This window comes from Serratia microhaemolytica, from assembly GCF_004011885.1.
Classification (GTDB): domain Bacteria; phylum Pseudomonadota; class Gammaproteobacteria; order Enterobacterales; family Enterobacteriaceae; genus Serratia_G; species Serratia_G microhaemolytica.
The window spans coordinates 12,031-35,874 of the sequence record NZ_ML137211.1; the positions used below are offsets into that span (position 1 = coordinate 12,031).

General features: G+C 48.9%; 21 protein-coding genes, 3 tRNA genes, 3 other RNA genes and 1 pseudogene (1 of these 28 only partly in view). 19 read left to right on the plus strand and 9 right to left on the minus strand.

From position 1 onward, the window contains the following. Window positions 1-241 precede the first annotated feature (241 nt). The 5 genes from EOJ37_RS00910 (at window position 242) to EOJ37_RS00930 (ending at window position 4,457) form a co-directional block, all read left to right on the plus strand. Window positions 242-1,564: an MATE family efflux transporter gene (locus tag EOJ37_RS00910; protein ID WP_420820604.1), complete on the plus strand. Its 1,323-nt coding sequence runs from the start codon at window positions 242-244 to the stop codon at window positions 1,562-1,564. Between the two features lie 212 nt (window positions 1,565-1,776). Further along, window positions 1,777-1,853 (plus strand) — tRNA-Val (locus tag EOJ37_RS00915). 31 nt (window positions 1,854-1,884) lie between these two features. Next, window positions 1,885-1,961 (plus strand) — tRNA-Val (locus tag EOJ37_RS00920). 290 nt (window positions 1,962-2,251) lie between these two features. Beyond that, window positions 2,252-3,664, plus strand: a complete 1,413-nt coding sequence (gene pykF, locus EOJ37_RS00925; RefSeq protein WP_127956718.1) for a pyruvate kinase PykF — start codon at window positions 2,252-2,254, stop codon at window positions 3,662-3,664. A gap of 214 nt (window positions 3,665-3,878) precedes the next feature. Further along, window positions 3,879-4,457: a septation protein A gene (locus EOJ37_RS00930; protein WP_127956720.1), complete on the plus strand. Its 579-nt coding sequence runs from the start codon at window positions 3,879-3,881 to the stop codon at window positions 4,455-4,457. Window positions 4,458-4,568: 111 nt separating this feature from the next. Here the strand turns inward: EOJ37_RS00930 and EOJ37_RS14475 are convergent, their stop codons facing one another. Beyond that, the gene (locus EOJ37_RS14475; protein ID WP_162473635.1) at window positions 4,569-4,892 is read right to left on the minus strand and encodes a TonB family protein; all 324 of its coding nucleotides are present in this window, start codon (window positions 4,890-4,892) and stop codon (window positions 4,569-4,571) included. Window positions 4,893-5,350: 458 nt separating this feature from the next. On the opposite strand from EOJ37_RS14475, the gene EOJ37_RS00940 reads away from it, so the two are divergent. From EOJ37_RS00940 to dsbB, 4 genes are all read left to right on the plus strand, one after another. After that, the gene (locus EOJ37_RS00940; protein WP_127956724.1) at window positions 5,351-5,647 is read left to right on the plus strand and encodes a YciI family protein; all 297 of its coding nucleotides are present in this window, start codon (window positions 5,351-5,353) and stop codon (window positions 5,645-5,647) included. A gap of 113 nt (window positions 5,648-5,760) precedes the next feature. Next, window positions 5,761-7,290: a SpoVR family protein gene (locus tag EOJ37_RS00945; RefSeq protein ID WP_127956726.1), complete on the plus strand. Its 1,530-nt coding sequence runs from the start codon at window positions 5,761-5,763 to the stop codon at window positions 7,288-7,290. Window positions 7,291-8,042: 752 nt separating this feature from the next. Then, the gene (gene nhaB, locus EOJ37_RS00950) at window positions 8,043-9,626 is read left to right on the plus strand and encodes a sodium/proton antiporter NhaB (protein ID WP_127956728.1); all 1,584 of its coding nucleotides are present in this window, start codon (window positions 8,043-8,045) and stop codon (window positions 9,624-9,626) included. Between the two features lie 309 nt (window positions 9,627-9,935). Further along, complete coding sequence (gene dsbB, locus EOJ37_RS00955; protein WP_127956730.1) at window positions 9,936-10,466, plus strand: disulfide bond formation protein DsbB; 531 nt, start codon at window positions 9,936-9,938, stop codon at window positions 10,464-10,466. Window positions 10,467-10,565: 99 nt separating this feature from the next. On the opposite strand, the gene EOJ37_RS00960 is transcribed toward dsbB, so the two are convergent. The 3 genes from EOJ37_RS00960 to EOJ37_RS00970 form a co-directional block, all read right to left on the minus strand. Beyond that, window positions 10,566-11,012: a YcgN family cysteine cluster protein gene (locus tag EOJ37_RS00960; protein ID WP_127956732.1), complete on the minus strand. Its 447-nt coding sequence runs from the start codon at window positions 11,010-11,012 to the stop codon at window positions 10,566-10,568. 115 nt (window positions 11,013-11,127) lie between these two features. Then, complete coding sequence (locus EOJ37_RS00965; protein WP_127956734.1) at window positions 11,128-11,784, minus strand: fumarylacetoacetate hydrolase family protein; 657 nt, start codon at window positions 11,782-11,784, stop codon at window positions 11,128-11,130. 8 nt (window positions 11,785-11,792) lie between these two features. Next, on the minus strand, window positions 11,793-12,065 hold the full coding sequence (locus tag EOJ37_RS00970) for a YcgL domain-containing protein (protein WP_127956736.1): 273 nt from the start codon (window positions 12,063-12,065) through the stop codon (window positions 11,793-11,795). 281 nt (window positions 12,066-12,346) lie between these two features. Here EOJ37_RS00970 and minC point away from each other — a divergent pair, with 281 nt between their 5' ends. The 3 genes from minC to minE are packed head-to-tail and all read left to right on the plus strand — an operon-like array spanning window position 12,347 to window position 14,140. Beyond that, window positions 12,347-13,030 carry a septum site-determining protein MinC gene (gene minC / locus EOJ37_RS00975; protein ID WP_127956738.1) on the plus strand — a complete coding sequence of 228 codons (684 nt, stop codon included), beginning with the start codon at window positions 12,347-12,349 and terminating at the stop codon, window positions 13,028-13,030. Between the two features lie 24 nt (window positions 13,031-13,054). Then, entirely contained in the window at window positions 13,055-13,867 is an 813-nt protein-coding gene (gene minD, locus EOJ37_RS00980) for a septum site-determining protein MinD (protein WP_127956739.1), read from the plus strand. A 3-nt stretch (window positions 13,868-13,870) separates the two neighbouring features. Beyond that, window positions 13,871-14,140, plus strand: a complete 270-nt coding sequence (gene minE / locus EOJ37_RS00985) for a cell division topological specificity factor MinE (protein ID WP_127956741.1) — start codon at window positions 13,871-13,873, stop codon at window positions 14,138-14,140. A 315-nt stretch (window positions 14,141-14,455) separates the two neighbouring features. Here minE and rnd read toward each other — a convergent pair. From rnd to EOJ37_RS01010, 5 genes and pseudogenes are all read right to left on the minus strand, one after another. Further along, window positions 14,456-15,574 (minus strand): annotated as a pseudogene (rnd, locus tag EOJ37_RS00990) (ribonuclease D); the annotation flags it as partial. A 175-nt stretch (window positions 15,575-15,749) separates the two neighbouring features. Continuing rightward, the gene (gene fadD, locus EOJ37_RS00995) at window positions 15,750-17,417 is read right to left on the minus strand and encodes a long-chain-fatty-acid--CoA ligase FadD (RefSeq protein ID WP_127956745.1); all 1,668 of its coding nucleotides are present in this window, start codon (window positions 17,415-17,417) and stop codon (window positions 15,750-15,752) included. Between the two features lie 219 nt (window positions 17,418-17,636). Continuing rightward, window positions 17,637-18,233: a Slp family lipoprotein gene (locus EOJ37_RS01000; RefSeq protein WP_127956747.1), complete on the minus strand. Its 597-nt coding sequence runs from the start codon at window positions 18,231-18,233 to the stop codon at window positions 17,637-17,639. 82 nt (window positions 18,234-18,315) lie between these two features. Then, window positions 18,316-19,017: a tRNA (adenosine(37)-N6)-threonylcarbamoyltransferase complex dimerization subunit type 1 TsaB gene (gene tsaB / locus EOJ37_RS01005; protein WP_127956749.1), complete on the minus strand. Its 702-nt coding sequence runs from the start codon at window positions 19,015-19,017 to the stop codon at window positions 18,316-18,318. An 89-nt stretch (window positions 19,018-19,106) separates the two neighbouring features. Next, complete coding sequence (locus tag EOJ37_RS01010) at window positions 19,107-21,029, minus strand: DNA repair helicase YoaA (protein ID WP_127956751.1); 1,923 nt, start codon at window positions 21,027-21,029, stop codon at window positions 19,107-19,109. A gap of 152 nt (window positions 21,030-21,181) precedes the next feature. Between EOJ37_RS01010 and EOJ37_RS01015 the strand changes: the two genes are divergently transcribed. The 7 genes from EOJ37_RS01015 to EOJ37_RS01045 all read left to right on the plus strand — a co-directional run. After that, window positions 21,182-21,526, plus strand: coding sequence for a RidA family protein (locus EOJ37_RS01015; protein WP_127956753.1), 345 nt, complete (start codon window positions 21,182-21,184; stop codon window positions 21,524-21,526). Window positions 21,527-21,865: 339 nt separating this feature from the next. After that, window positions 21,866-22,327, plus strand: coding sequence for a YchJ family metal-binding protein (locus EOJ37_RS01020; protein ID WP_127956755.1), 462 nt, complete (start codon window positions 21,866-21,868; stop codon window positions 22,325-22,327). Between the two features lie 37 nt (window positions 22,328-22,364). Further along, entirely contained in the window at window positions 22,365-23,213 is an 849-nt protein-coding gene (gene purU / locus EOJ37_RS01025; RefSeq protein ID WP_127956757.1) for a formyltetrahydrofolate deformylase, read from the plus strand. A 173-nt stretch (window positions 23,214-23,386) separates the two neighbouring features. Further along, window positions 23,387-23,471: transfer RNA gene (locus EOJ37_RS01030), tRNA-Tyr, on the plus strand. A 45-nt stretch (window positions 23,472-23,516) separates the two neighbouring features. Further along, a non-coding RNA gene (locus tag EOJ37_RS01035) (RtT sRNA) lies at window positions 23,517-23,642 on the plus strand. Between the two features lie 45 nt (window positions 23,643-23,687). Continuing rightward, a non-coding RNA gene (locus EOJ37_RS01040) (RtT sRNA) lies at window positions 23,688-23,813 on the plus strand. A gap of 21 nt (window positions 23,814-23,834) precedes the next feature. Further along, a non-coding RNA gene (locus tag EOJ37_RS01045) (RtT sRNA) lies at window positions 23,835-23,844 on the plus strand (it continues 116 nt past the right edge of the window).

Below are 23,844 nucleotides of genomic sequence, written 5' to 3' on the forward strand. Positions count from 1 at the left end.
AAATCGCTTAGTGCCTATCTTGCCAGTCTGAAAACTGCCAACATGATACCGGCGGAGAAAATTTGCTTAACATTGTTTGGCAAGTACAATAAGCGCCGAAAAAATCTGATAGCAATAATGCAAAGGAAAAGGTGAGTGAGTGCAGAAGTATTTTATTGAAGCTCGTCGTCTGTTAACGCTTTCAATCCCGGTAGTTATTGCGCAAATTGCGCAAACGGCGATGGGCGTTGTGGATACCATTATGGCGGGGGCTTACAGTGCAACAGATATGGCTGCAGTGGCAGTCGGTACCTCGGTTTGGTTACCTGCGATACTGTTTGGCCATGGGCTGTTACTGGCACTGCCACCCGTGATTGCACAACTGAATGGCTCCGGCAAACGTGATCGTATCGCGCATCAGATTACACAAGGCTTTTGGTTAGCTGGGCTTGTTTCACTATTTATCATGCTGGTGCTCTATAACAGCAAATTTTTCATTGACATGATGGACAATGTCGATGCCGGGCTGGCAGAAAAATCAGTGGGTTACTTACATGCAATCATGTGGGGAGCGCCTGGTTACCTGTTCTTTCAGGTGCTGCGCAACCAGTGCGAAGGGTTATCAAAAACCAAGCCCGGTATGGTGATTGGTTTTGTCGGTCTGTTGATCAACATCCCGATCAACTATCTTTTTATCTACGGTAAGTTTGGTCTGCCCGAGTTGGGCGGCGTAGGCTGTGGTGTCGCAACCGCTAGTGTTTACTGGTTAATGTTTTTACTGATGCGCGGTTATGTGAGACGTGCACCCACCATGCGTGATATTAAACCGCTGCGTGCCATCACCAGTAACGTGCAACAATCCGGTTCCAGCGCCACAAATTCACTGTCGAACCTCTGCCCCGACTGGCCGGTATTGAAACGGCTAGCAGCGCTTGGGTTGCCGGTTGCGCTGGCACTCTTTTTTGAAGTCACGCTGTTCGCCGTGGTGGCGTTGCTGGTAGCCCCACTCGGTGTAGTCGCCGTAGCCGGTCACCAAGTGGCTCTTAACTTCAGTGCGCTGATGTTCATGTTGCCACTCTCACTTAGCGCTGGAGTGACTATTCGTGTCGGTCATCGGCTTGGAGAAAGCTCGGTCGACGGTGCCCATGTCGCAGCCTGTACGGCTATCGCAGTGGGTATTGCTGTTGCGTGTGGCGCAGCACTGTTTACTGCGCTGTTTCGTGTACCGATTGCCCTACTCTACAACGACAATCCAGAAGTGGTTGCTATGGCCTCCCATCTGATGTTACTGGCAGCCATCTATCAAATCTCTGACTCGGTACAGGTGATTGGCAGTGGTATCTTGCGTGGTTATAAAGACACACGGGCTATTTTCTACATCACCTTTATCAGTTACTGGTTGATTGGATTGCCAATTGGCTATCTGCTGGCATTGACCGATCATCTGTTACCTGCAATGGGCCCCCAAGGTTTCTGGCTCGGTTTTATTATTGCGTTAACCTCAGCAGCATTGCTAATGGCAATACGTATTCGCTGGTTACAGAAACAGCCTAGCCACGTTATTTTGCAACGCGCTCGTCACTAACACGGATTTTTAGCTCAGTAACAGCGAAGTATCGCTTAGCCTGATAAATACAGCTTCGATCTGTCACCCTAGCGAAAAATTGCTGCGCAGTTGTATATAAGCGCAGCAATCCCGCGAAAGCGCACATCAATTTATATTTTATCGCTTGCCAACTGCAGAGTAGCCCGTTAATATTCGTCCCCGCTGCTACTCATGGCAGGCAGAACAGACAGGCGTCCGTAGCTCAGTTGGTTAGAGCACCACCTTGACATGGTGGGGGTCGATGGTTCGAGTCCATTCGGACGCACCAGTTCTTTCTGCACTCATTAATAGCATCCAGTGCGTCCGTAGCTCAGTTGGTTAGAGCACCACCTTGACATGGTGGGGGTCGATGGTTCGAGTCCATTCGGACGCACCAGTTCTTTCGTTTTCCTCTTTGTAGAACTTTTAGAATACGCAGCGTCCTTTAGTTGAATGGTTTCAGCCCTTGACTTGTGAACATGCAGTGCCTACAGAAGATCATACCCCTTCACAGCGTAGACGCCCTATCTCTGGTGCGCAGCTCGCCTTAGCTGTGGCATTTCGACTAGAGTCACCTATCCTTAACAATATTTTGCTTAACTCAGGCACTGCTCCGCGTGTTCAGCGATGGCATAGCCAGCGACACCACAGATTTCATTATCCATCACAACTTGCAGAAAAATCGTCATGAAAAAGACCAAAATTGTTTGCACCATCGGCCCCAAAACCGAGTCAGAAGAAATGCTAACCCGCCTGCTCGACGCAGGTATGAATGTGATGCGCCTTAACTTCTCGCATGGCGATTATGAAGAGCATGGTAACCGTATTAAAAATATGCGGGCAGTGATGGAAAAAACGGGCAAGGTGGCGGGCATCCTGCTTGACACCAAAGGGCCAGAGATTCGCACCATGAAACTGCAAGGTGGCACTGATGTCACTCTCGTTGCCGGACAAACCTTCACCTTCACTACTGATCAATCAGTGGTGGGTAACCAACATCGTGTTGCAGTCACCTACCCCGGATTTACCACCGACCTAAGTGTCGGCAACACGGTACTGGTGGACGATGGCCTAATCGGCATGAAAGTGACTGCCATCACCGAGAATGAAGTTGTCTGCCAAGTGCTTAACAACGGTGATCTGGGTGAAAATAAAGGCGTCAACCTGCCAGGCGTCTCGATCCAACTACCCGCACTGGCGGAAAAAGATAAGCGTGATCTGATCTTTGGCTGTGAGCAGGGCGTTGATTTTGTTGCTGCTTCATTCATTCGCAAACGCTCGGATGTGCTGGAAATTCGTGAACACCTGAATGCCAATGGCGGTGCGAATATCCAGATCATCTCAAAAATTGAGAACCAGGAAGGCTTAAACAATTTCGATGAAATCCTGGAAGCATCCGACGGCATCATGGTTGCCCGTGGTGATTTAGGGGTTGAAATTCCGGTAGAAGAAGTGATCTTTGCGCAAAAAATGATGATCGAGAAGTGTAACCACGCACGTAAAGTGGTTATCACTGCGACACAAATGCTTGACTCAATGATCAAAAACCCACGCCCTACCCGCGCAGAAGCGGGTGACGTTGCTAACGCTATCTTGGACGGCACCGATGCAGTCATGCTCTCAGGTGAAAGTGCCAAAGGGAAATATCCGCTCGAATCAGTCACCATCATGGCGACCATCTGCGAACGCACCGATCGTGTTATGCCAAGCCGTATCGACTGCAAGAATGATAATCGCAAACTGCGGATCACTGAAGCGGTCTGCCGTGGTGCGGTTGAAACAGCAGAGAAACTGGATGCTCCCTTGATCGTAGTTGCAACCAGTGGCGGTAAATCAGCGAAAGCGGTACGTAAATACTTCCCCAATGCGGTGATCCTGGCGCTAACCACCAACGAAATTACCGCACGTCAGCTCATCTTGAGCAAAGGTGTGGTTACCCGCGTAGTGAAGGAAATTGCCTCTACCGACGATTTCTATCGTATTGGTAAAGAAGCGGCGCTTGCCTCCGGCCTGGCACACAAAGGTGATGTCATCGTGATGGTCTCCGGCGCACTGGTGCCAAGTGGCACCACTAACACCGCATCAGTTCACGTGCTATAAACTGATTTATCGTATCTTCAGCTTAGAATAGCCACACAACAAGCCTCAGCCAACGCGCTGGGGCTTTTTCTATCGCGAAAAACAGGGTGCAACCGATAGCCCATGCCATTGGCGGATTACTCAGGCAATAGCAGTTGATCAACCCATATCGATTCATGCAGAATGCCCAGCAACGGCAAGCCACGATGGATTGCACTACAAAGCGGATTGAATTATGAAACAATTTTTTGATTTTATACCACTTATTGTTTTTTTTATTTTTTATAAATTCATGGACATTTATTGGGCCACTGGAGCCTTAATGTTCGCTACTGCATTGATATTGCTAATTAGCTGGTTGCTCTACCGTAAAGTAGAGAAGATGCATCTGTTTACTTTCGTTATCGTCACCATTTTTGGTAGTTTGACACTCGCTTTCCACAGTGACCTGTTTATCAAATGGAAAGTGACGCTGATTTATACCCTGTTCGCCGCTATTCTGCTGTTCAGCCAACTGGTGATGAAGAAGAACGTGATCCAATCAATGATGAGTAAAGGGTTAACGCTACCAACCCATATTTGGAACCAGTTAAACGTTGCCTGGGCGCTGTTCTTCCTTGCCTGTGGCTTACTCAATATTTATGTTGCCTTCTGGCTACCACAGAATATCTGGGTTAATTTCAAAGTGTTTGGCATCACTGGGCTAACGCTGCTGTTCACCATTGTGAGTGTTGTTTACATCGCACGCTATCTGCCTAAAGAGGATAAAAGTGACAGTAAAAATAACGATGGTGATCACGATCGACAGCAGTAAGGTGGGCCAATATGACGCGAATTGAGATCTCTCCAGGGCCGTTAGCGCAGGTCTAACTGACGCCCGTTGTCATACCGCAGCCGCCCTGATTTGTCCATCATGGCGGCTAAGCTACTCAATCACGGTTGATCCATCAATTCTGAACCAGATGGTTTTCTGCACATCATTTACTGCACGCGCCTCATAGCGCCAGTAACGCATCGCATCAATTACCGCTCGCTCAAACAGCCTTTCCGGTCGCGCTGAGACAATATGCACATCAGTGACACGTCCATGCTGATCAATGTTATAGCGCACAATAACCTCACCTTCGATACCCAACGCCGCCGCGCGTGACGGATATTCAGGCTTTACCAACTTCAACAACTTTGGCTGCAATGCGTGCGGGGCTGGTTGTGCTGCTCTGCTCAAACCAGAAGTTACTGTCGCGCTCACTGTTGATGTCGCTCCGTTATTGCTATCAGCGTGTGTGTCGGCTGCCACCAATCGGGGTGTATGTTGTTGCACTCTATGGTTCGGTTGTTGCTTTACTACTGTCTGCTTTGTTGTTTTCTGCCTCGGCTGCGTTGTCAGAGGCGCTCGACTGTTCTGCTTGTTATCACTGAGCTGATGATTGGTCTGTACGCCGATTTTATCCGCCGAACTGTTCGCTGCTGTTGTCGTAGTGGTAGTTGACAGCTTTGCATTCCGTGTTGCTTCTGATGTTGAGTTGTGGCTCGCACTGCCCGGATTTATCATTACCGCTTGCAGCATTGCTGTCGGCAATGGTGATATCATCGTTAGCTGTTTGTTAGAAAAGAGGATTACGGTGAGCAGTAGCAATCCGTGCAGTACAACAGACAGAATGATCGGCCATGAAATAGAGCGGAATGTCATAATTTTAAAGGTGAAACATGCTATATCTGATTTATGCACAAGACTTACCTAACACATTGGAACAGCGTCTGAACGCCAGACCTGCACACTTAGCGCGTTTGCAGGCATTGCGTGATGAAGGCCGTCTGGTTGTCGCAGGCCCCCACCCGGCTATCGACAGCGCTGATCCAGGTGCGGCAGGCTTTACCGGTTCAACGGTGATTGCTGAATTCCCCTCACTTTTAGCAGCACAACAGTGGGCAGAGCAAGATCCCTATGTGTCTGCCGGCGTATATGGTGATGTGACAGTAAAACCGTTCAAACAGGTATTTTAAGCGCTGATGTTACCGTTCCTGTCGATGATTTCAAACTGTTCGTTGTGAGTTGAACTATCCTTGTCAAAGGTTCTGCTACATCCAGCAGATGCATTGACACTCAGGATGCACTGATGACTCATTCTACAGATGAAAAAACGCAAGCGGAAAACAGGCTAAGCGATGGTCCAGATTGGACGTTTGAGCTGTTGGAACGCTATCTGGATCAAATTGATCGTGTGGCTAAACATTACCAACTGGATACCTACCCACACCAAATCGAGGTGATCACCGCCGAACAGATGATGGATGCCTACTCCAGCGTAGGGATGCCGATCAACTACACCCACTGGTCTTTTGGTAAACGCTTTATTGAAACCGAGCAGCGCTATAAACATGGGCAACAGGGTTTGGCCTATGAGATTGTAATAAATTCAAACCCTTGCATTGCTTACTTAATGGAAGAAAACACCATCACCATGCAAGCGCTGGTAATGGCACACGCCTGTTATGGGCATAACTCATTTTTCAAGAATAACTATCTGTTCCGTAGCTGGACTGATGCCGGCAGTATCATCGATTACCTGCTATTTGCCCGCAATTACATCAGCGAATGTGAAGAACGCTATGGTGTTGAGGAGGTGGAGAAACTGCTCGATTCCTGCCATGCATTGATGAACTACGGTGTTAACCGCTATCGGCGGCCACAAAAAATCTCGTTGTTAGAGGAGCGCGCTCGGCAGAAAAACCGTGAAGACTATCTGCAGAGTCAGGTTAACTCATTATGGCGAACACTGCCTCGGGTCGAGGTTGAACAACCTCAACTACAGGCTGCACGTTACCCGAGTGAACCGCAGGAGAACATTCTCTACTTTATCGAAAAGAATGCCCCTCTGTTAGAATCCTGGCAGCGCGAAATACTGCGTATTGTGCGTAAAATCAGCCAATATTTTTACCCACAAAAGCAGACTCAGGTGATGAACGAAGGTTGGGCTACCTTCTGGCACTACACCATTCTTAACCATCTTTACGATGAAGGGCGGGTAACCGATCGCTTCATGATCGAGTTTCTTCACAGCCACACTAACGTGGTTTATCAGCCGCCATACAACAGCCCCTACTACAGTGGGATCAATCCCTATGCGTTGGGTTTTGCGATGTTTCAGGATATCAAGCGTATTTGCCAGCAGCCAACCGAGGAAGACCGTTTCTGGTTCCCTGAGCTGATTGGCAAAGACTGGTTAGAAACACTGCATTTCGCCATGCGTGATTTCAAGGATGAGAGTTTTATCAGCCAGTTCTTATCACCCAAAGTGATGCGTGATTTCCGTCTGTTTACTGTGCTGGATGATGATCGCAACAACTATTTAGAGATCGCCGCGATACATAACGAGGAGGGCTACCGCACGATACGCAACGAGTTATCCGCACAGTACAACCTCAGCAACCGTGAGCCGAACATTCAGATCTGGAATGTGAACCTACGCGGAGACCGCTCTCTGACGCTCCGCTATGTTCCGCAAGGCAGAACACCTCTTGATGAGAGCCGCAAAGACGTAATGAAACATCTTCATCGGCTTTGGGGATTCGACATCATTCTTGAACAGGAAAATGAAGATGGCAGCATTGAACTACTAGAGCGTTGCCCTCCCCGTCCAAACTAACCCTACCGCCGGATGTCACTCTCATCCGGCTTGTTAGCTATAGCGCTAATGCATCCCTTGATTAAGCATTTAGTTTGCTCAATATCGTGTCAACATTTCATGCTAGATTAACTATCGGTTAGCAGTACAAATTGATAAAGACAGGCTCACGAGCGCACACTCCGGTTTGTATTACTCGTGATCATAGGTGAAAAACCGTCATCGTAGCCAGCTTCAGTGATATACTGCCCCCAGCGATCGCCCAAAGATGCGATTTATTGACTCTCTGTTGAATTTTGCAACAATAACCAGCAGTTGCAGCGCGTTGATGCTATCAGAAAGCACTGCTGTCAGCTAGCATCAGAAAAAATATTAAATAAAAGTGTGCTTATGTTGGCAAATATTGAATCTGCCCTAATTACATTGTCCGCGTTCATTGTTAGTGTATCAGCTTGGGGAAAATACCGAATTTTAGCTTCAACGCGTGCCCGCGCTTGCGCTTGCCATATATATGTTGGTGCTACCGATATCTACTGTTCGTTATCCCCATTCAGCTCCGCGCAGAACATGGGCGAGGCTAGGACATCGATAATCTGGGGTGTTTAATTCCATACGCTTGCTTATCTGTCCAGGCTGCTAGGTATCAGCCCCGATCACTTGAAGTTGCACTTTCACTGCATCAGCCTGTTGGCGTTATCAGCCGCTGTGTGTGGTTGTATTTTGAAGTGATTTGGGCATAGTCTATAAACTTATCTGAAGGTTATGAAATTAGTATGGATATGACAAAACGCTCGGCTTTGGTGAAAAATTTTCTCGGAGCCTCGCCCACTTGGTATAAGTTGGCAATTATTGGTTTTTTAGTGATCAACCCGTTGGTGTTCTTCCTTATCAGCCCATTTGTTGCTGGTTGGTTACTGGTGGTCGAGTTTATTTTCACCCTAGCGATGGCGCTGAAATGCTATCCGCTGCAACCAGGTGGTCTGTTAGCTATTGAGGCCGTATTTATTGGTATGACCAAACCGGCACATATTAGCGAAGAAATTGCCAATAACCTGGAAGTGGTATTGCTGCTGGTGTTTATGGTTGCCGGTATCTATTTTATGAAGCAGTTGCTGTTATTTGTCTTTACCAAACTGCTACTGAATATCCGCTCTAAGAAGTTACTTTCGCTCTCTTTTCTCGGCGCAGCGGCTTTCCTGTCAGCATTCCTTGATGCGCTCACCGTGGTTGCGGTAGTGATCAGCGTTGGCACTGGTTTTTACTCCATTTACCACAAATTTGCCTCTAATCATCCTGAGCATGATTCTGATGTCAGTGATGATAGCCGGATCAATAATCCCGAGCACAAACAGACACTGGAACAGTTCCGGGCGTTTTTACGCAGTCTGCTGATGCACGCTGCCGTCGGTACCGCACTGGGTGGCGTAATGACAATGGTCGGTGAACCACAAAACCTGATCATCGCCAAAAGCGCCGGTTGGGGTTTTAGTGAATTCTTCCTGCGTATGACCCCGATCACCTTGCCAGTCTTTGTCTGTGGCTTGCTGGTTTGTCTGTTTGTTGAGCGTTTCAAATTGTTTGGCTACGGCACTGAGCTACCAGGAAAAGTACGTGATGTGCTGAAAGAGTTCGATCGCAAAGAGACCGCAAAACGCGGTCGCCAAGATAACGTGCGGCTGGTCGTCCAGGCGCTGGTTGGTATCTGGCTAGTGGTTGCTCTTGCTTTCCACTTGGCAGAAGTGGGCTTGATTGGTCTATCGGTGATCATTCTGACCACCTCACTCTGCGGTGTCACTGATGAACACGCTATCGGTAAAGCCTTCCAGGAAGCGCTACCATTTACCGCCTTATTGACGGTCTTTTTCACTGTGGTTGCCATCATCATCGAACAACAACTGTTCAATCCGGTGATCCAGTTTGTACTACAGTCACCCGCCGCTTCACAGACTTCACTGTTCTACCTGTTCAACGGCCTGCTCTCTTCGGTTTCCGATAATGTGTTCGTTGGCACCGTCTATATCAACGAGGCACGCACCGCACTGGAGAAAGGCGCCATTTCGCTGAATCAGTTTGAGCTGTTAGCCGTAGCGATTAACTCCGGTACCAACTTGCCTTCCGTTGCTACACCTAATGGTCAGGCTGCTTTCCTGTTCCTGCTAACTTCATCGCTGGCACCGCTGTTACGTATGTCTTATGGTCGTATGGTGTGGATGGCACTGCCATATACACTGGTGTTAACCATCGTCGGTCTATTGTGTGTGCAACATACGCTAGTACCGGTAACCGAGCTGTTTACTCAGTGGAAATGGATCACCTTGCCACCACTTGAAGCACTGGGGCACGTTGCCATTCACTAAATGCTATCCCCCTCCTCTTAATCAGGAGGGGGTAAATTAATCAATAGGGTACAACTGATCTGCTCACAAGATCGCCGTATCGCCAGCCGTTCGTGCTAACTAAGACTACCCGTAACCTGCCGCAACAATCCCTGTTCGAGCTTTTAGCTTGTGTCGTACTCTCGCCGTTAGACGATTAAACGCAATACATTAGTTGAATATTCTCTGACAGCGACAATATTTTTCACTAAATTGTTTAGAGATAGCTGTTGGTAGCGATAAATTAGTTTAAACTGCCGACTTAACTGCTTACTGCATGGAATATTACCTATGTTGCATTTTCTTAATCGCTGCTCACGAGGGCGTAGTGCCTGGTTACTGCTGGTGTTAACCGCGCTGGCATTAGAGTTAGTGGCGCTTTATTTTCAACACGTTATGCTATTACAGCCATGTGTGATGTGTATCTACGAACGGGTTGCACTGTTTGGTATTTTGGCCGCAGGGCTAGTTGGGGCCTTGGCACCGGCAACCCCACTACGCTACCTGGCGATCCTGCTCTGGATCTACAGTGCTTGGCAGGGACTGCAACTGGCTTGGAAACACACCATGATCCAGCTCTACCCGTCGCCATTTAATACTTGTGACTTTTTTGTCAACTTTCCTTCTTGGTTGCCACTTGACAAGTGGTTGCCAGCTGTTTTCCATGCCTCAGGTGACTGCTCGGTACGCCAATGGGAGTTCCTCTCACTGGAAATGCCCCAGTGGCTGGTGGGCATTTTTGCGGCCTATTTAGTGATCGGTGTGCTGGTGTTGATCAGCCAGTTGGTACGTAAACGCAAGCGCGACCTGTTTGGCCGTTAAAGGTTAGCTAACTGGCCACAATTACAGTGACCAGTTAGCGATTACGTTCAGTTGTGACGAAACAGGCTGTTCGAGCTAGCCACTGTGATGTGCTCAGCACTACTTCGCCCAGTCCGGTTTGTTGATGATATGTTGTTGCCAATCTTCCACTTCACTTTCGCGCACCGCAATGTAGCGTACGCTAATGCGCGCTTTGTGCATTGCTGCTTTTGAACCGCTGATCAATGGATGCCAGGGAAACAGTGGTTTGCCTTCAGCGATCAGACGATAGGCACAACTGGCAGGTAACCATTCAAAAGTCATCATGTTGGCTCGGGTCAGTTTGATGCAATCCTCTTCCAACTCAAACCGTCGCGAGTAGTTGCGACACTGACAACTCTGAATATTGAGTTGATTACAAGCAACATTGGTGAAGTAGATCTGATCAGTGTCTTCATCGATCAGTTTATGCAGACAGCACTGCCCACAACCATCACAGAGCGACTCCCACTCCTGTTCAGACATCTCATCCAAGCTTTTTTGCTGCCAAAACGCAGGTTGTAACATATCGTATTCCGAAAATAGCCAGATAAAAACTGCTAAAGTAGCGCACATCAATAACCGATAAGTGTAGTGGAACAAACACTGCTCATATTGACGGCGATATTACCGCATAAATCGGTTAAATCACCTGTGTAGTAAGCGAATATTGATCCACTGTCAGGCAGAGTTCATCACCTGACTGTAGCGCCCCTACCCCTTCAGGCGTGCCGGTTAGGATCACATCCCCCGCGCGAAGGGTGAAGAAACGACTCATATACGCGATCAGTGGTAGGATCGGGGTCAACATATCGCTAGTACTCCCCTGCTGACGCAGTTCACCGTTAACCACCAAAGTCAACGTGCTATTTTGCGCATCCGCCAATTGATCGGCTGCAATAAAACCGGATAACGGACAAGATCCATCAAAGCCTTTCGCCTTCTCCCACGGTTGTCCTGCCTGCTTAAAGCTTGCTTGTAGATCACGCAGGGTTAAATCCAATGCCAGACCATAACCAGCAATTGCGCTGGCAACCTGCTGTTCATTAGCCTGCTTTAATGGCTGGCCAATCAGCACCGCCAGCTCTATTTCATGGTGAACCGCACCTAATCCCTTCGGGAGCACGACGGGTTGACGAATATCACACAATGCTGTTTCTGGCTTGATAAACAGCACCGGCTCAACAGCAGGCACACTGCCCATCTCTTTAATGTGACGGGCATAGTTGCTGCCAACACAGACGACTTTGCTTACCGGAAAATTGAGTAATTCACCCTGCCAATTTCTATGCTGATACATATATGCCCCTATTCAGTGTTCGCCATTGAGTGCGAATTTAACAAACTTTCAACCGGTGGCGGCAGTTGTAGATAAAAACCCTGCTGCGTAAGTGCCTGTTTCACAACTTCGTTGTCTGCCGCTGCCAGTTTTTTACCACCATCCAGCGCCAGAGTCATTACAAAGTGCGCGACACCAAAGCTTTTGATTAACTCTGCCGGCACGCGGGAAAAATCATCTTTTTGTTCGATATAAAGATAGGTCTGCTCACGTTTGGAGCTTCTATAAATGGCACAGTGCATGTTAAAACTCTATTTAATTTAATCGATATCTTGCTTGACCAGAGGGCTAACTATACCATGCTTGTACTGAAGTTACTGCAAGCTACCAGCCTATTGCTCCTTTCTCTGCTTTGATAGACAATTGGCGGTAACTCCAGGTTATCCGTGGTAGGCACGTTACCCTTGAATCAAAAACTGGAACGATTTCAGGTAACCGAGAGAGGCAAGCAGTGCTTCCTCTTGGACTTGTGAAGTGACAACAATATTCAAGGGTTGGATTTGCTCAGACAGAGTCAGGACAGATGTCACAATCGCCAATTGAGCTAAAAGGCAGTAGTTTTACCCTATCGGTTGTTCATTTACACAGTGCAACTCCCGAGGTAATCCAGCAAGCTTTGCAGGAAAAGGTCAGTCAAGCCCCTGCATTTTTTAACAATGCGCCGGTGGTTATTAATGTTGCCCATTTAAAAGGAGAAGCGAACTGGCGCGCCTTGCAGCAAGCCGTAAGTGCTGTTGGGCTACACGTGGTCGGTATCAGTGGTTGCCAGCATGAGCAACAAAAACGCTCAATCCTTCGTGCGGGTTTAGTATTGATCAACGAAGGTCGCGCACAGAATATTGTCACTGCCACCGCCTCACAACCGGATAACCACCCTGCCAAAACGCGCATTATCAATACACCCGTTCGTTCCGGCCAGCAAATTTATGCCCGAAATGGTGATCTGATTATTACCAGCAGTGTCAGTGCCGGTGCAGAACTTATCGCTGATGGCAATGTCCACATTTATGGTTCAATGCGTGGTCGAGTGCTAGCGGGAGCTTCTGGTGATACACAGTGTCAAATTTTTTGCACTCAACTCTCGGCTGAGCTAATTTCTATTGCAGGGCAATATTGGTTAAGTGAACAGATACCTGCTAATTTCGTCGGCAAGGCTGTCAGGCTCAATCTGCGGGATAATGCTTTAACCATACAATCTTTAAATTAAGACATCGCGAAAAGGAATCATTTTATGGCACGCGTTATTGTTGTTACATCAGGTAAAGGAGGCGTTGGCAAGACTACATCAAGTGCTGCCATTGCCACCGGATTAGCGCAACGAGGTAAGAAAACGGTCGTGATCGATTTTGATATCGGTCTGCGTAATCTTGACCTGATTATGGGCTGTGAACGCCGTGTGGTTTATGATTTTGTGAATGTCATTCAAGGTGATGCAACATTAAACCAGGCGTTAATTAAAGATAAACGCACCGAAAACCTGCATATTCTACCCGCTTCACAAACACGCGATAAAGAAGCATTAACGCGTGAAGGCGTGGAAAAAGTCCTTAATAACCTCGATAAGATGGGGTTTGAATTTATTATCTGCGATTCACCGGCAGGGATTGAAACTGGCGCGCTGATGGCGCTCTATTTTGCCGATGAAGCCATTATCACCACGAACCCAGAAGTCTCATCAGTACGTGACTCTGACCGCATTCTGGGCATTCTAGCCTCCAAATCACGTCGTGCTGAGAATGGAGACACACCGATTAAAGAGCATCTGCTCTTAACCCGTTACAACCCCGGCCGGGTTAGCCGTGGCGATATGTTGAGTATGGAAGATGTATTGGAGATCCTGCGCATTCCCTTACTCGGCGTTATTCCTGAAGATCAAGCTGTGCTGCGTGCCTCGAATCAGGGTGAACCGGTTATTCTCGATGATTCCTCTGATGCGGGTAAAGCCTATGAAGATACTGTTTACCGCTTACTCGGCGAAGAGCGACCATTCCGTTTTGTTGAAGAAGAGAAAAAAGGCTTCCTGAAGCGCCTTTTTGGGGGATAACTTATGGCGTTGTTAGACTTCTTTCTATCCGGTAAAAAATCAACCGCCAGCGTTGCCAAGGAGAGGTTGCAGATTATTGTTGCCGAGCGCAGACGAAGTGACAGTGAACCACATTATCTGCCTGATTTAAAACGCGATATCTTGGCTGTGATCTGTAAGTACATTAAGATCGATCCCGATATGCTGCATGTTCAATTTGAGCAAAAAGGGGACGATATTTCAGTACTCGAGCTGAATGTCACGCTGCCCGATGCCGATGATCACACCAAGTAACCCGCAGACAACATGCACTGCCACCTGCTGTCTGTGCAACGAGTTTAGCTGTTGATAACCCTTGCAGAGTGAGCGAATTGCTGCTCACTCTTAGCTGTGGGTTTAGGTAAACAAGCAGCCCTGACACGCGCAGTGCCCAATCCCGAATGCACAATTTCACACATCGGGTTAATGTGTTGCTCCCGTTTGCCATCAGCATCACTGCATAATTACTGAATCTGTTTGGTTGTCAGACTCCGCTCCATACTGTTTTTGTTGCTCAACTTTTTGCCGCAACTGCTCAGCCAGTTGTCTACTGGCGTGGAAATCTGCCGGATAATTACGCAACAGCTCCTGTAGCCGTGCTTTTAGACGTGCGCCACGCCAGCCGTGCAGCAAATCAGGTTCTGAATTGCCCGGTTTTAATTGCCAAAACCAGCTAATTAACTGATTAATCTGTCGGCGCGAGGCAAGCAGTTCAACATTTAACTGGCTAGCCTTAGCCACTTCGCTAATGACTTGCTTGATCTCTTTAAATAGCGTTTTGTAATTCGGCCCGTTAGAGAGGTTGAGGATCAATTTCGGCAAGCGTGACTCATCAAGCATTTTCGCTTGAGCAACCAATGCCAGCATTGTTTTGCCATGATAGCGGATCTCGGTACCACTCAGCCCTAGCACATCTAACTCGCGCAATGTGACTGGCATATCGCGTGCCACAGCCCATAAATGCTCTTCACGCACCACAAAATTGACTGCCATATCGCGCTCGCGTGCCTGCTGCAATCGCCAACAGGCCAACTTCTGCAAACAGGCCAACTGGCGTGGATGCAGTTGCCAGGCATTCCCTATCTCTAGGTAAGCCAACTCTGGTGCTAATACTTCGCTGCGTCGCTGACACAATAACTGACACTCATCAGCAACAGCCTGACTCCAGCCCATTGCCTCAACTTCCTGTATCAATTGCTGTGCAATCGGCAGCAAATAATACACATCGGCAGCAGCATAACGGCATTGTGCCTCTGACAGCGGCCGCTTTAACCAGTCAGTGCGTGACTCGCTCTTATCCAGCTCCACTGACAGGTATTCAGCCACCAACTTGGCAAAACCACACGAAAGTGTATGCCCACGAAATGCTGCCAAGATCTGGGTATCGAGCATCGGTGTCGGTAAGGTATCAAAGCGCTGAAGGAAAACTTCCAAATCTTCACTACCCGCATGTAACAGTTTCACCACCGCGCTGTCCTGCAGCAAATCAATAAAGGGTTGCCAGCGGTTAATGGTGAGTGGGTCAATTAATGAAAGTTGTTGACCGTCATACAGTTGGATCAATCCTAACTGTGGATAGTAAGTGCGAGTACGCACAAATTCGGTATCGAGCGCTACTTGAGGACAAGCCCTTGCCTGTTGGCAAATCTGCTGTAGCTGAGCATCAGTGGTGACTAGTTGATAATCCAATCAATCATTCTCTTCAGTCATGTTATACCTGACTGACCTGACTCGCGGCCGAGTCAAACAGGTATAACTTGTTATCAGGAGGCGCATTTGCCTATGCGTGGGATGTTACTGCCTTTTTCAGTTAATCTGCCTCTGTTACTTTAGACAACCAGCCAATAATTCAATAACATGCCAGCTACTGCTGTAACTGATCGCGCAGTTGTCGGCGTAAAATTTTACCCACATTTGATTTTGGTAGCTGTGGCAGAAAATGAACTGACCTAGGCACTTTGTAGCCGGTCAAGTGGCGACGACAATAAGCCAGTAGCTCCTCTTGAGTCAAGCTAGTCTCTTTTTTCACAACGCAGAGCTTGACCGCCTCCCCCGTTGCATCACTGACGATACCGACTGCAGCACACTCCTGCACTTTAGGGTGCTGATTAACCACCTGCTCAATCTCATTCGGGTAAACATTAAAGCCGGAGACCAAGATCATATCCTTCTTGCGATCCACAATACGAATAAAGCCTTGCTCATCAACCGTCGCAATATCGCCGGTCGCCAACCAGCCATCATGCAATATCGCCTGTGTCGCTTCAGGTTGTTGCCAGTAACCCGCCATCACTTGCGGGCCTCTGATCCAAAGTTCCCCCGGCTGCCCCAAGCACACATCTTGCCCAGTATCATCCACCAGCCGGATCTCGGTAGAAGGTAGCGCCAGACCAATACTGCCGTTATGCTGTTTCAAATTATGAGGGTTGCCGGAAACCATCGGTGAGCACTCGGTTAAGCCGTACCCTTCCAGCAAGTAGTTACCAGTCAGTGACTGCCACTGTTCAGCTACGCTCTTTTGTACTGCCATTCCTCCCCCCACCGAAAGCCGAAGTGAGGAGAAATTCAATCGCTGAAAAGCGGCATTATTTAGCAACCCCTGAAACAGGGTGTTGACACCGGTGATAACCGTAAAAGGGTATTTAGCCAGTTCCTTTACCATGCCATTCACATCACGCGGATTGGTGATCAGCAAATTAATGCCACCCAACTCAATAAATAGTAGGCAGTTTATTGTCAGAGCGAAAATATGGTACAGCGGCAATGCGGTAACAACACACTCTTTTCTTTCATGCAGTACCGGCAAATAGGCGGCTTTCGCCTGAGCAAGGTTGGCCTGCAAATTACGATGGGTTAGCATCGCCCCTTTTGCCACGCCGGTGGTACCGCCGGTATATTGTAAAAAGGCAATGTCGTGATTACCCACATCCGGCTTAACGTACTGTAAGCGCCGCCCCTGCCGTAACACATGGCGAAATGAGATCGCATCAGGAAGATGATATTTAGGGATCAGTCGCTTGATATACTTAACAACAAAGTTAACCAGCGTCCGGCGTTGTCGTGATAACTGATCGCCCATACGCGTTAAAATAACATGCTCGATCGGTGTATTAGCGACCACATTTTCCAGCGTATGGGCAAAGTTGGAGGCGATCACAATGGCGCGCGCGCCACTATCTTTAAGCTGATGCTCCAACTCTCTCGGGGTATAGAGCGGGTTGACATTAACAACCACCATCCCCGCACGTAACACACCAAACATCGCCACTGGGTATTGCAGCAAGTTGGGCATCATTAGCGCAACCCGATCACCCTTTTTCAGTTGCAGTCTATTTTGCAGGTAAGCCGCAAAGGCCCGGCTACGCTCTTCCAGTTTACGAAAGGTCATCACCTCGCCCATATTGATAAAAGCGGGTTGATCGTTATAGCGTACCACTGCCTGTTCAAAAATTTCGACCAGTGACGCATAGCCATCAGCATCAATTTCTGCTGGAACACCTGGGGGATAAGATTTTAACCAAATTTTTTCCAAAGGGTGACTCCTGAAACTAGAGCAACATAAACCTCACTTCTCCCTGATTCTAGCGAGCAGGGTTTGCAAGTAGCGTGATATTAACCATAACCCGATATTAACCATACTCTGGCATCAATAATAAACTGACACTAACAACATGATACTAGCACACGAGTGCTCAAGATTACTGCCATAGCGATTTAGCACTGCAATTTATTTCACTGTTCTATGGATACATTATTCGGTGACGATCGTTCTTATCTGTATCGGTCCGTGGTGCCAGCCATAGCCGCCATACCAACCCTGATGACGATGGTGTGGATGTGGACCATGCCAAGGTCTCGCCGGCGGCGGTGGCATAATGATCTGTTGTGTGATCTGCCAACGCTGCAACCCATTCACCTGCATCGTGACAAACTGATAAGGCATCATATCGATTTGACCGGCTTGCATTCCGGTGATTGGGCCAACCACCGTCACCAAACGCCCTCGAAAATCGACCGGATCGAGAAAACCGTTCACCGAAGCCAACAGACGCCCTTGTGAGGGTTGACCGAGCATTGGCCGTGCTCCAGAATCCAATTCAACAACAGCAATTTCCAGTACCGTCTGCCCCCCCTCATTGGCCATCCCCACGACTGTTCCGCCAAAGCGTGCCTCAGCACCAATAAACAACTTCGGGCTATTCTGCACCATCGCCAGTTGCATCAACGGTGTTGAGGTAGTGCCTTGAAGGGTTTGTGGTACCGAAACACAACCGGAAAGCGCCATCAGGCCAAACAACAGACTCAATACGATAACTGCCCTATTGGCGCAGCGCGGCAATACAACCATTCTCTCTCTCCTCGGTTAGCCATCTCTGGCGCATTACTGGCTGTAGCAATGCAGTGATGTGTCACCTTAAAGCATACTGCTGCTATTCACGACCGGGTAACTTTTTCCAGGTGACTTCATTACGCAGATAGGTGGGTTCAGCCTGCTCGACGCTGACAGCCAAGCCATGCTGCCAGGCAGTCAATGCCAATGGCAGCATATCTTCAGCACGGGGCAATAACATTTGCCCATCGATGAGTTGCAATGAACAGCCAGCAGCCAACTCAGGATAGGCTGGCCAACCGGTGCCGGCGTAACCCCACTCACCGTGTAACCCGCTCATCACCGCGTTAGCTTGTGCCGGCGAGAGTACTGCTTCGTTCGCACTGAGCCAGCCAGCAGCATCGTGCTGGCGTTCAAACTGCCCCCAGTACACTTCACCCATTCGGGCATCAATCGCAGTCAAAATACGCGTCAGCCCACTCACACGCCAAGCCCCTTGTGCCATGGTTTGCAGTGTCGAGACGCCGATCATCGGTAGATCTGCCCCTAACGCTAGCCCCTGTGCGATACCGATACCAATCCGCACCCCAGTAAAACTACCGGGGCCGCGACCAAACGCCAAAGCATCGAGTTGCGTTAACGACAGACCCGACTCAGCAAGAATTTGTTCTACTAGGGGTAAAATACGCTGGGTGTGCTCACGCGGACAGAGCTCAAACAGTGCCCGTGTTTCACCCTGATCCCAGATAGCGACAGAGCAAGCCTCTGTTGCGGTATCAAGCGCTAAAATTCGCGTAGACATGCAAGCCTCAAATGGCAAAGTACAATAAACCGTTATGCTATCACAGCCTCAGCGCCGCGCCCACCCGCTGACAGGGTTTGGCTAAGCGGTCAGTTTGTCGTTTCGCTGTCTGTGTGTCGGGTGAGGAAGGCAATGGCTCGAGCCAGATCACGCGTGCGTGGCACCGGGGGAAGGCTGCTGAGAAACATCTGCCCATACGATCGCATCACCAATCGGCTATCGCAAATCACCAACACCCCGCGATCGTCGTTATCTCTGATCAAACGTCCTACGCCCTGCTTTAAGGTGATCACCGCCTCCGGCAGTTGAACATCATTAAACGGATCACCGCCACGTAAACGGCAATCTTCAATCCGTGCCTTAAGCAGTGGATCATCGGGTGACGTGAAGGGTAACTTGTCGATAATGACACAGGAGAGTGCATCACCCCGTACATCCACCCCCTCCCAAAAACTGCTGGTTGCCACCAATAACGCATTGCCGGCAGTAATAAACTGCTGCAATAATTGATTTTTCCCGCTCTCACCCTGTACCAAAACCGGCAGCGTCAACCGAGCCCGAAAGGCTTCAGCCAACTCACGCATCATCTGATGAGCCGTGCAGAGGAAGAAACAGCGCCCCTGATTGGCCTCAATTAGCGGTTGTAACATCTGGGCAAGTTGCTGCGCAGTCGTTGCTTGGTTCGCCGCTGGCAGAAAACGCGGAACACAGAGTAATGCCTGCTGTGCATAGTCAAACGGGCTAGCGAGCAGCAACGTTTTCGCCTGAGTTAACCCCAAACGCTCCGTAAAGTAGGCAACTCGTTCGTTAACCGAGAGTGTTGCCGAAGTAAAAACCCAGCAGGCAGACTGTGCATCAAGCAGTTCCCGAAAACGGCCAGCTACCGTTAATGGCGTCAATGCCAATACAAAATGGCGTGCGCTACACTCATACCAGTAGCTAAATCCAGGCTGGTTGACCATCTTCAGTTGCTGAAGGCGGTTGCGGTACTGCGTGGTGCGTTCAAAGGTAGCATCTAACAGTGCCGAACGGCCAAGTGAAAGCTTAATCACGTCGAAACACAGCTCTAACGCATCATCGAGCAGCAGCAGCGCCTGCTGCACTGCCGGTTGCGCCAGCACTGTTCGCAAGTTGCCACGGAAACCGGGCTCACCCAAGACTAAACGCAGATCAAGGCAACTCTGACTGAGCCGATCAGCACTTTTTTTCAGTTGTGCGCTATCACGCAGTTCCGTGTGATAGGCGATCGTAATATCTTTCGCCAAATCGAGCAGTTGTCGGCTAGTTAACTGCTTGCCAAAATAGTGGCTGGCGATATCCGGTAACTGATGGGCTTCATCAAAAATCATCACTTCAGCCTGAGGGATCAACTCGGCAAAACCGCCTTCTTTGATCACCATATCAGCCAAAAAAAGATGATGGTTAACGACCAGCACATCGGCTTCCATCGCACGTCGGCGTGCTTTCACCACAAAACAGTGTTGGTATTGTGGACAATCACTGCCTAAGCAGTTGTCATTGTTACTGGTCACCAATGGCCAGATTTGACTCTCTTCTGCCACCTCGCTGCAACTGCCAATATCCCCCTCGATGGTTTGGCAACTCCATTGGCGCACCCGTACCAGATCATGCAGCAGTGTTGCCGCCAATTCAGCACCCGCGCTAAATTGTTGCTCCATTCGCTCAAGGCAAAGATAGTTAGCACGCCCTTTCAGCAGCGCCAATTGACCTTTGAAATTTAATGCGTGAGCCACCGTCGGCAGATCGCGGGAATAGAGTTGATCCTGTAGCGCTTTTGAACCTGTTGAGATCATCACCCGACGTTTGGCACGCAACGCAGGAACCAGATACGCATAGGTTTTGCCAGTACCGGTACCCGCTTCAACCACCAGCTCTTGCTGCTGCTCAATCGCTTCGCTGACTGCTTGTGCCATCAACTGTTGTGCCTGGCGCGGCTTAAAGCCTTTAATCGCTTGAGCAAGTGCGCCCTCTGCTGCAAAATCGTCTGTCACGCTATCTCTCTATTGCCGGCCACTGAACGGCAATTATGCCAACTTTGTCCCAAAGCAGCCATTAACTTTATCTTTTTACTGCCGTAGCCGGTTATACATCGCCACTGCGGCTATGGTACCCTTGGCCGGATTATCCCCCTGGAGAAAATACAATGACTATTGAACGAATTGACCCCGCACACCGCTGGTCTGACGCCGTGATCCACAATGGAGTGGTTTATTACACCAGCGTGCCAGAAAACCTGGATGCAGACGCTAGCGCACAAACTGCCAATGCACTGGCGGCGATTGATAGTTTGCTGGCGCGCGTAGGTTCAGATAAGAGCCGAATTTTAGATGCAACGATTTTCTTGGCTAATAGTACCGACTTTGCAGCCATGAATGCCGCCTGGGATAGCTGGGTGGTGCCTGGAGCAGCGCCCACACGCTGCACGGTAGAAGCAAAACTGATGAATCCCAAGTTCAAAGTTGAGATCAAAATTATTGCCGCTCTGTAACTATCCTGCTCCACATCAGCGCCCATCTGGGCGTTGATGCTACACCTTCTTCTGCTGTTGTTACCCCACTCCATCTGTTTGCTGTGATCGCTGAAGATATGCTCTGTCCTATTGTGAGCAGATTGCCGACTGTGCAGCTTAGTGTCACAGCAAAAAGCGCTTAACTTGAGTAATTGATTAATAAGAAATTATCTTGCTACTGGCGCGATTGATATCGATTCAATAAGCAATAATGTCCGGTATAGATTGCCATTGACAAATGTTGTTAGGTAACATAGTCACTAGATTATTCTATTTTTTCGCTCTAAAAAAGCAAAATAATCACCTTAAGGAGTTATTTTGACTGAATTATGCCCCTGCCATAGTGGACTAAACTACAGCGACTGTTGTGAACCCTTCTTGACAGGAAAGCAACACGCGCCATCACCTGGCAAGCTAATGCGTTCACGCTACAGTGCCTTTGTGCAAAAAAACGTGGACTACTTTATTGATACCTGGCACCCAGAATGCCGCCCGGAAGAGTGGCGTGGTGTGATCAGTAGCAGCTTCGATAACACTCAGTTACTCAGTTTGCTGGTGGTGGAGGAGAGTTTTGGTAGCAGCGCCAATGAAGGTTTCGTTGAGTTCATGGTGCGTTTGATTGAAAATGATGCCCCAGCACGGCTAATGCATGAACGTTCACGCTTTCTTCGTGTTGGCGAACGCTGGTATTATATTGATGGCACTAAACCACAGCTAGGCAAACATGCACTTTGTCCCTGCGGTTCAGGCAAAAAATACCGGAAATGCTGTGGCCAATAAGCCATGACGCTAACAATCAGATAGAGCTAACTCATTTATGTCTCATCAAAATGTACAACGGAAGATTTTACGCACCCTCTGCCCGGACGCAAAAGGGTTAATCGCTAAAATTACCAACATCTGCTACAAGCACGAACTCAATATTGTGCAAAACAACGAGTTTGCTGATCACCGTACCGGGCATTTCTTTATGCGCACCGAGCTGGAAGGGATCTTTAACGATGCCACACTGTTAGCAGATCTCGATGGCGCATTGCCGGCCGGCACCGTGCGTGAACTGCATAGCGCAGGGCGTCGTCGCATCGTTGTGCTGGTTACCAAAGAGGCACACTGCCTGGGTGACCTGCTGATGAAGAGCATTTATGGTGGCCTGGACGTCGAAATTGCCGCAGTCATTGGCAATCACAGCACACTACAGTCGCTGGTTGAACGTTTTGATATTCCGTTTCATCTAGTGAGTCATGAAGGATTGACGCGTGAAGAGCACGATCAGCAACTGATTGCCCAGATCGATCAGTATCAGCCTGACTATGTGGTGTTAGCCAAGTATATGCGTGTGCTAACACCCGCTTTCGTGCGCTACTATCCGAATCAGATCATCAATATTCACCACTCGTTCCTACCGGCATTTATTGGTGCGCGTCCTTATCACCAAGCTTATGAACGTGGCGTCAAAATCATTGGCGCGACTGCGCATTACGTTAACGATAATCTTGATGAAGGCCCAATTATCATGCAGGACGTGATCCATGTTGATCACACCTACAGTGCGGAAGAGATGATGCGTGCAGGACGTGATGTTGAGAAAAATGTGCTCAGCCGTGCGCTTTACTATGTGTTGTCTCAACGTGTGTTTGTTTATGGTAACCGGACCGTGATCCTTTAACCCGCGCAGGTGGGTAAGCGGTATTCAGCCCGGCAAAAGCACAAAAAAGAGGCATTTGATTCAATTTCTGTATCGTAGCTCTTTACATCGGCGTCTCATCTGGTATGATGCGCCCGCTTTTGCCGATATTGATGCTTAACGCAGTTGATACTGTAATCAGCATAACTTCCCCTGGTGGGGTTCCCGAGCGGCCAAAGGGAGCAGACTGTAAATCTGCCGTCACAGACTTCGAAGGTTCGAATCCTTCCCCCACCACCATCACATCAGAACTTCTGTCAACCTCATACATCACAGCCTCAACAAATTACTCCCGACAGGGGAAGGATGAGAAGCTTCGACAAGGTTCGAGTCTCGCGTAGCGAGACAACGTGCGCAGCACGGCCCGAAGGGTGAGGCGCAAAGCGCCGAATCATCCTTCCCCCACCACCATCACATCAGAACTTCTGTCAGCCTCATACATCACAGCCTCAACAAATTACTCCCGACAGGGGAAGGATGAGAAGCTTCGACAAGGTTCGAGTCTCGCGTAGCGAGACAACGTGCGCAGCACGGCCCGAAGGGTGAGGCGCAAAGCGCCGAATCATCCTTCCCCCACCACCATCACATCAGAACTTCTGTCAGTTAACTGCCT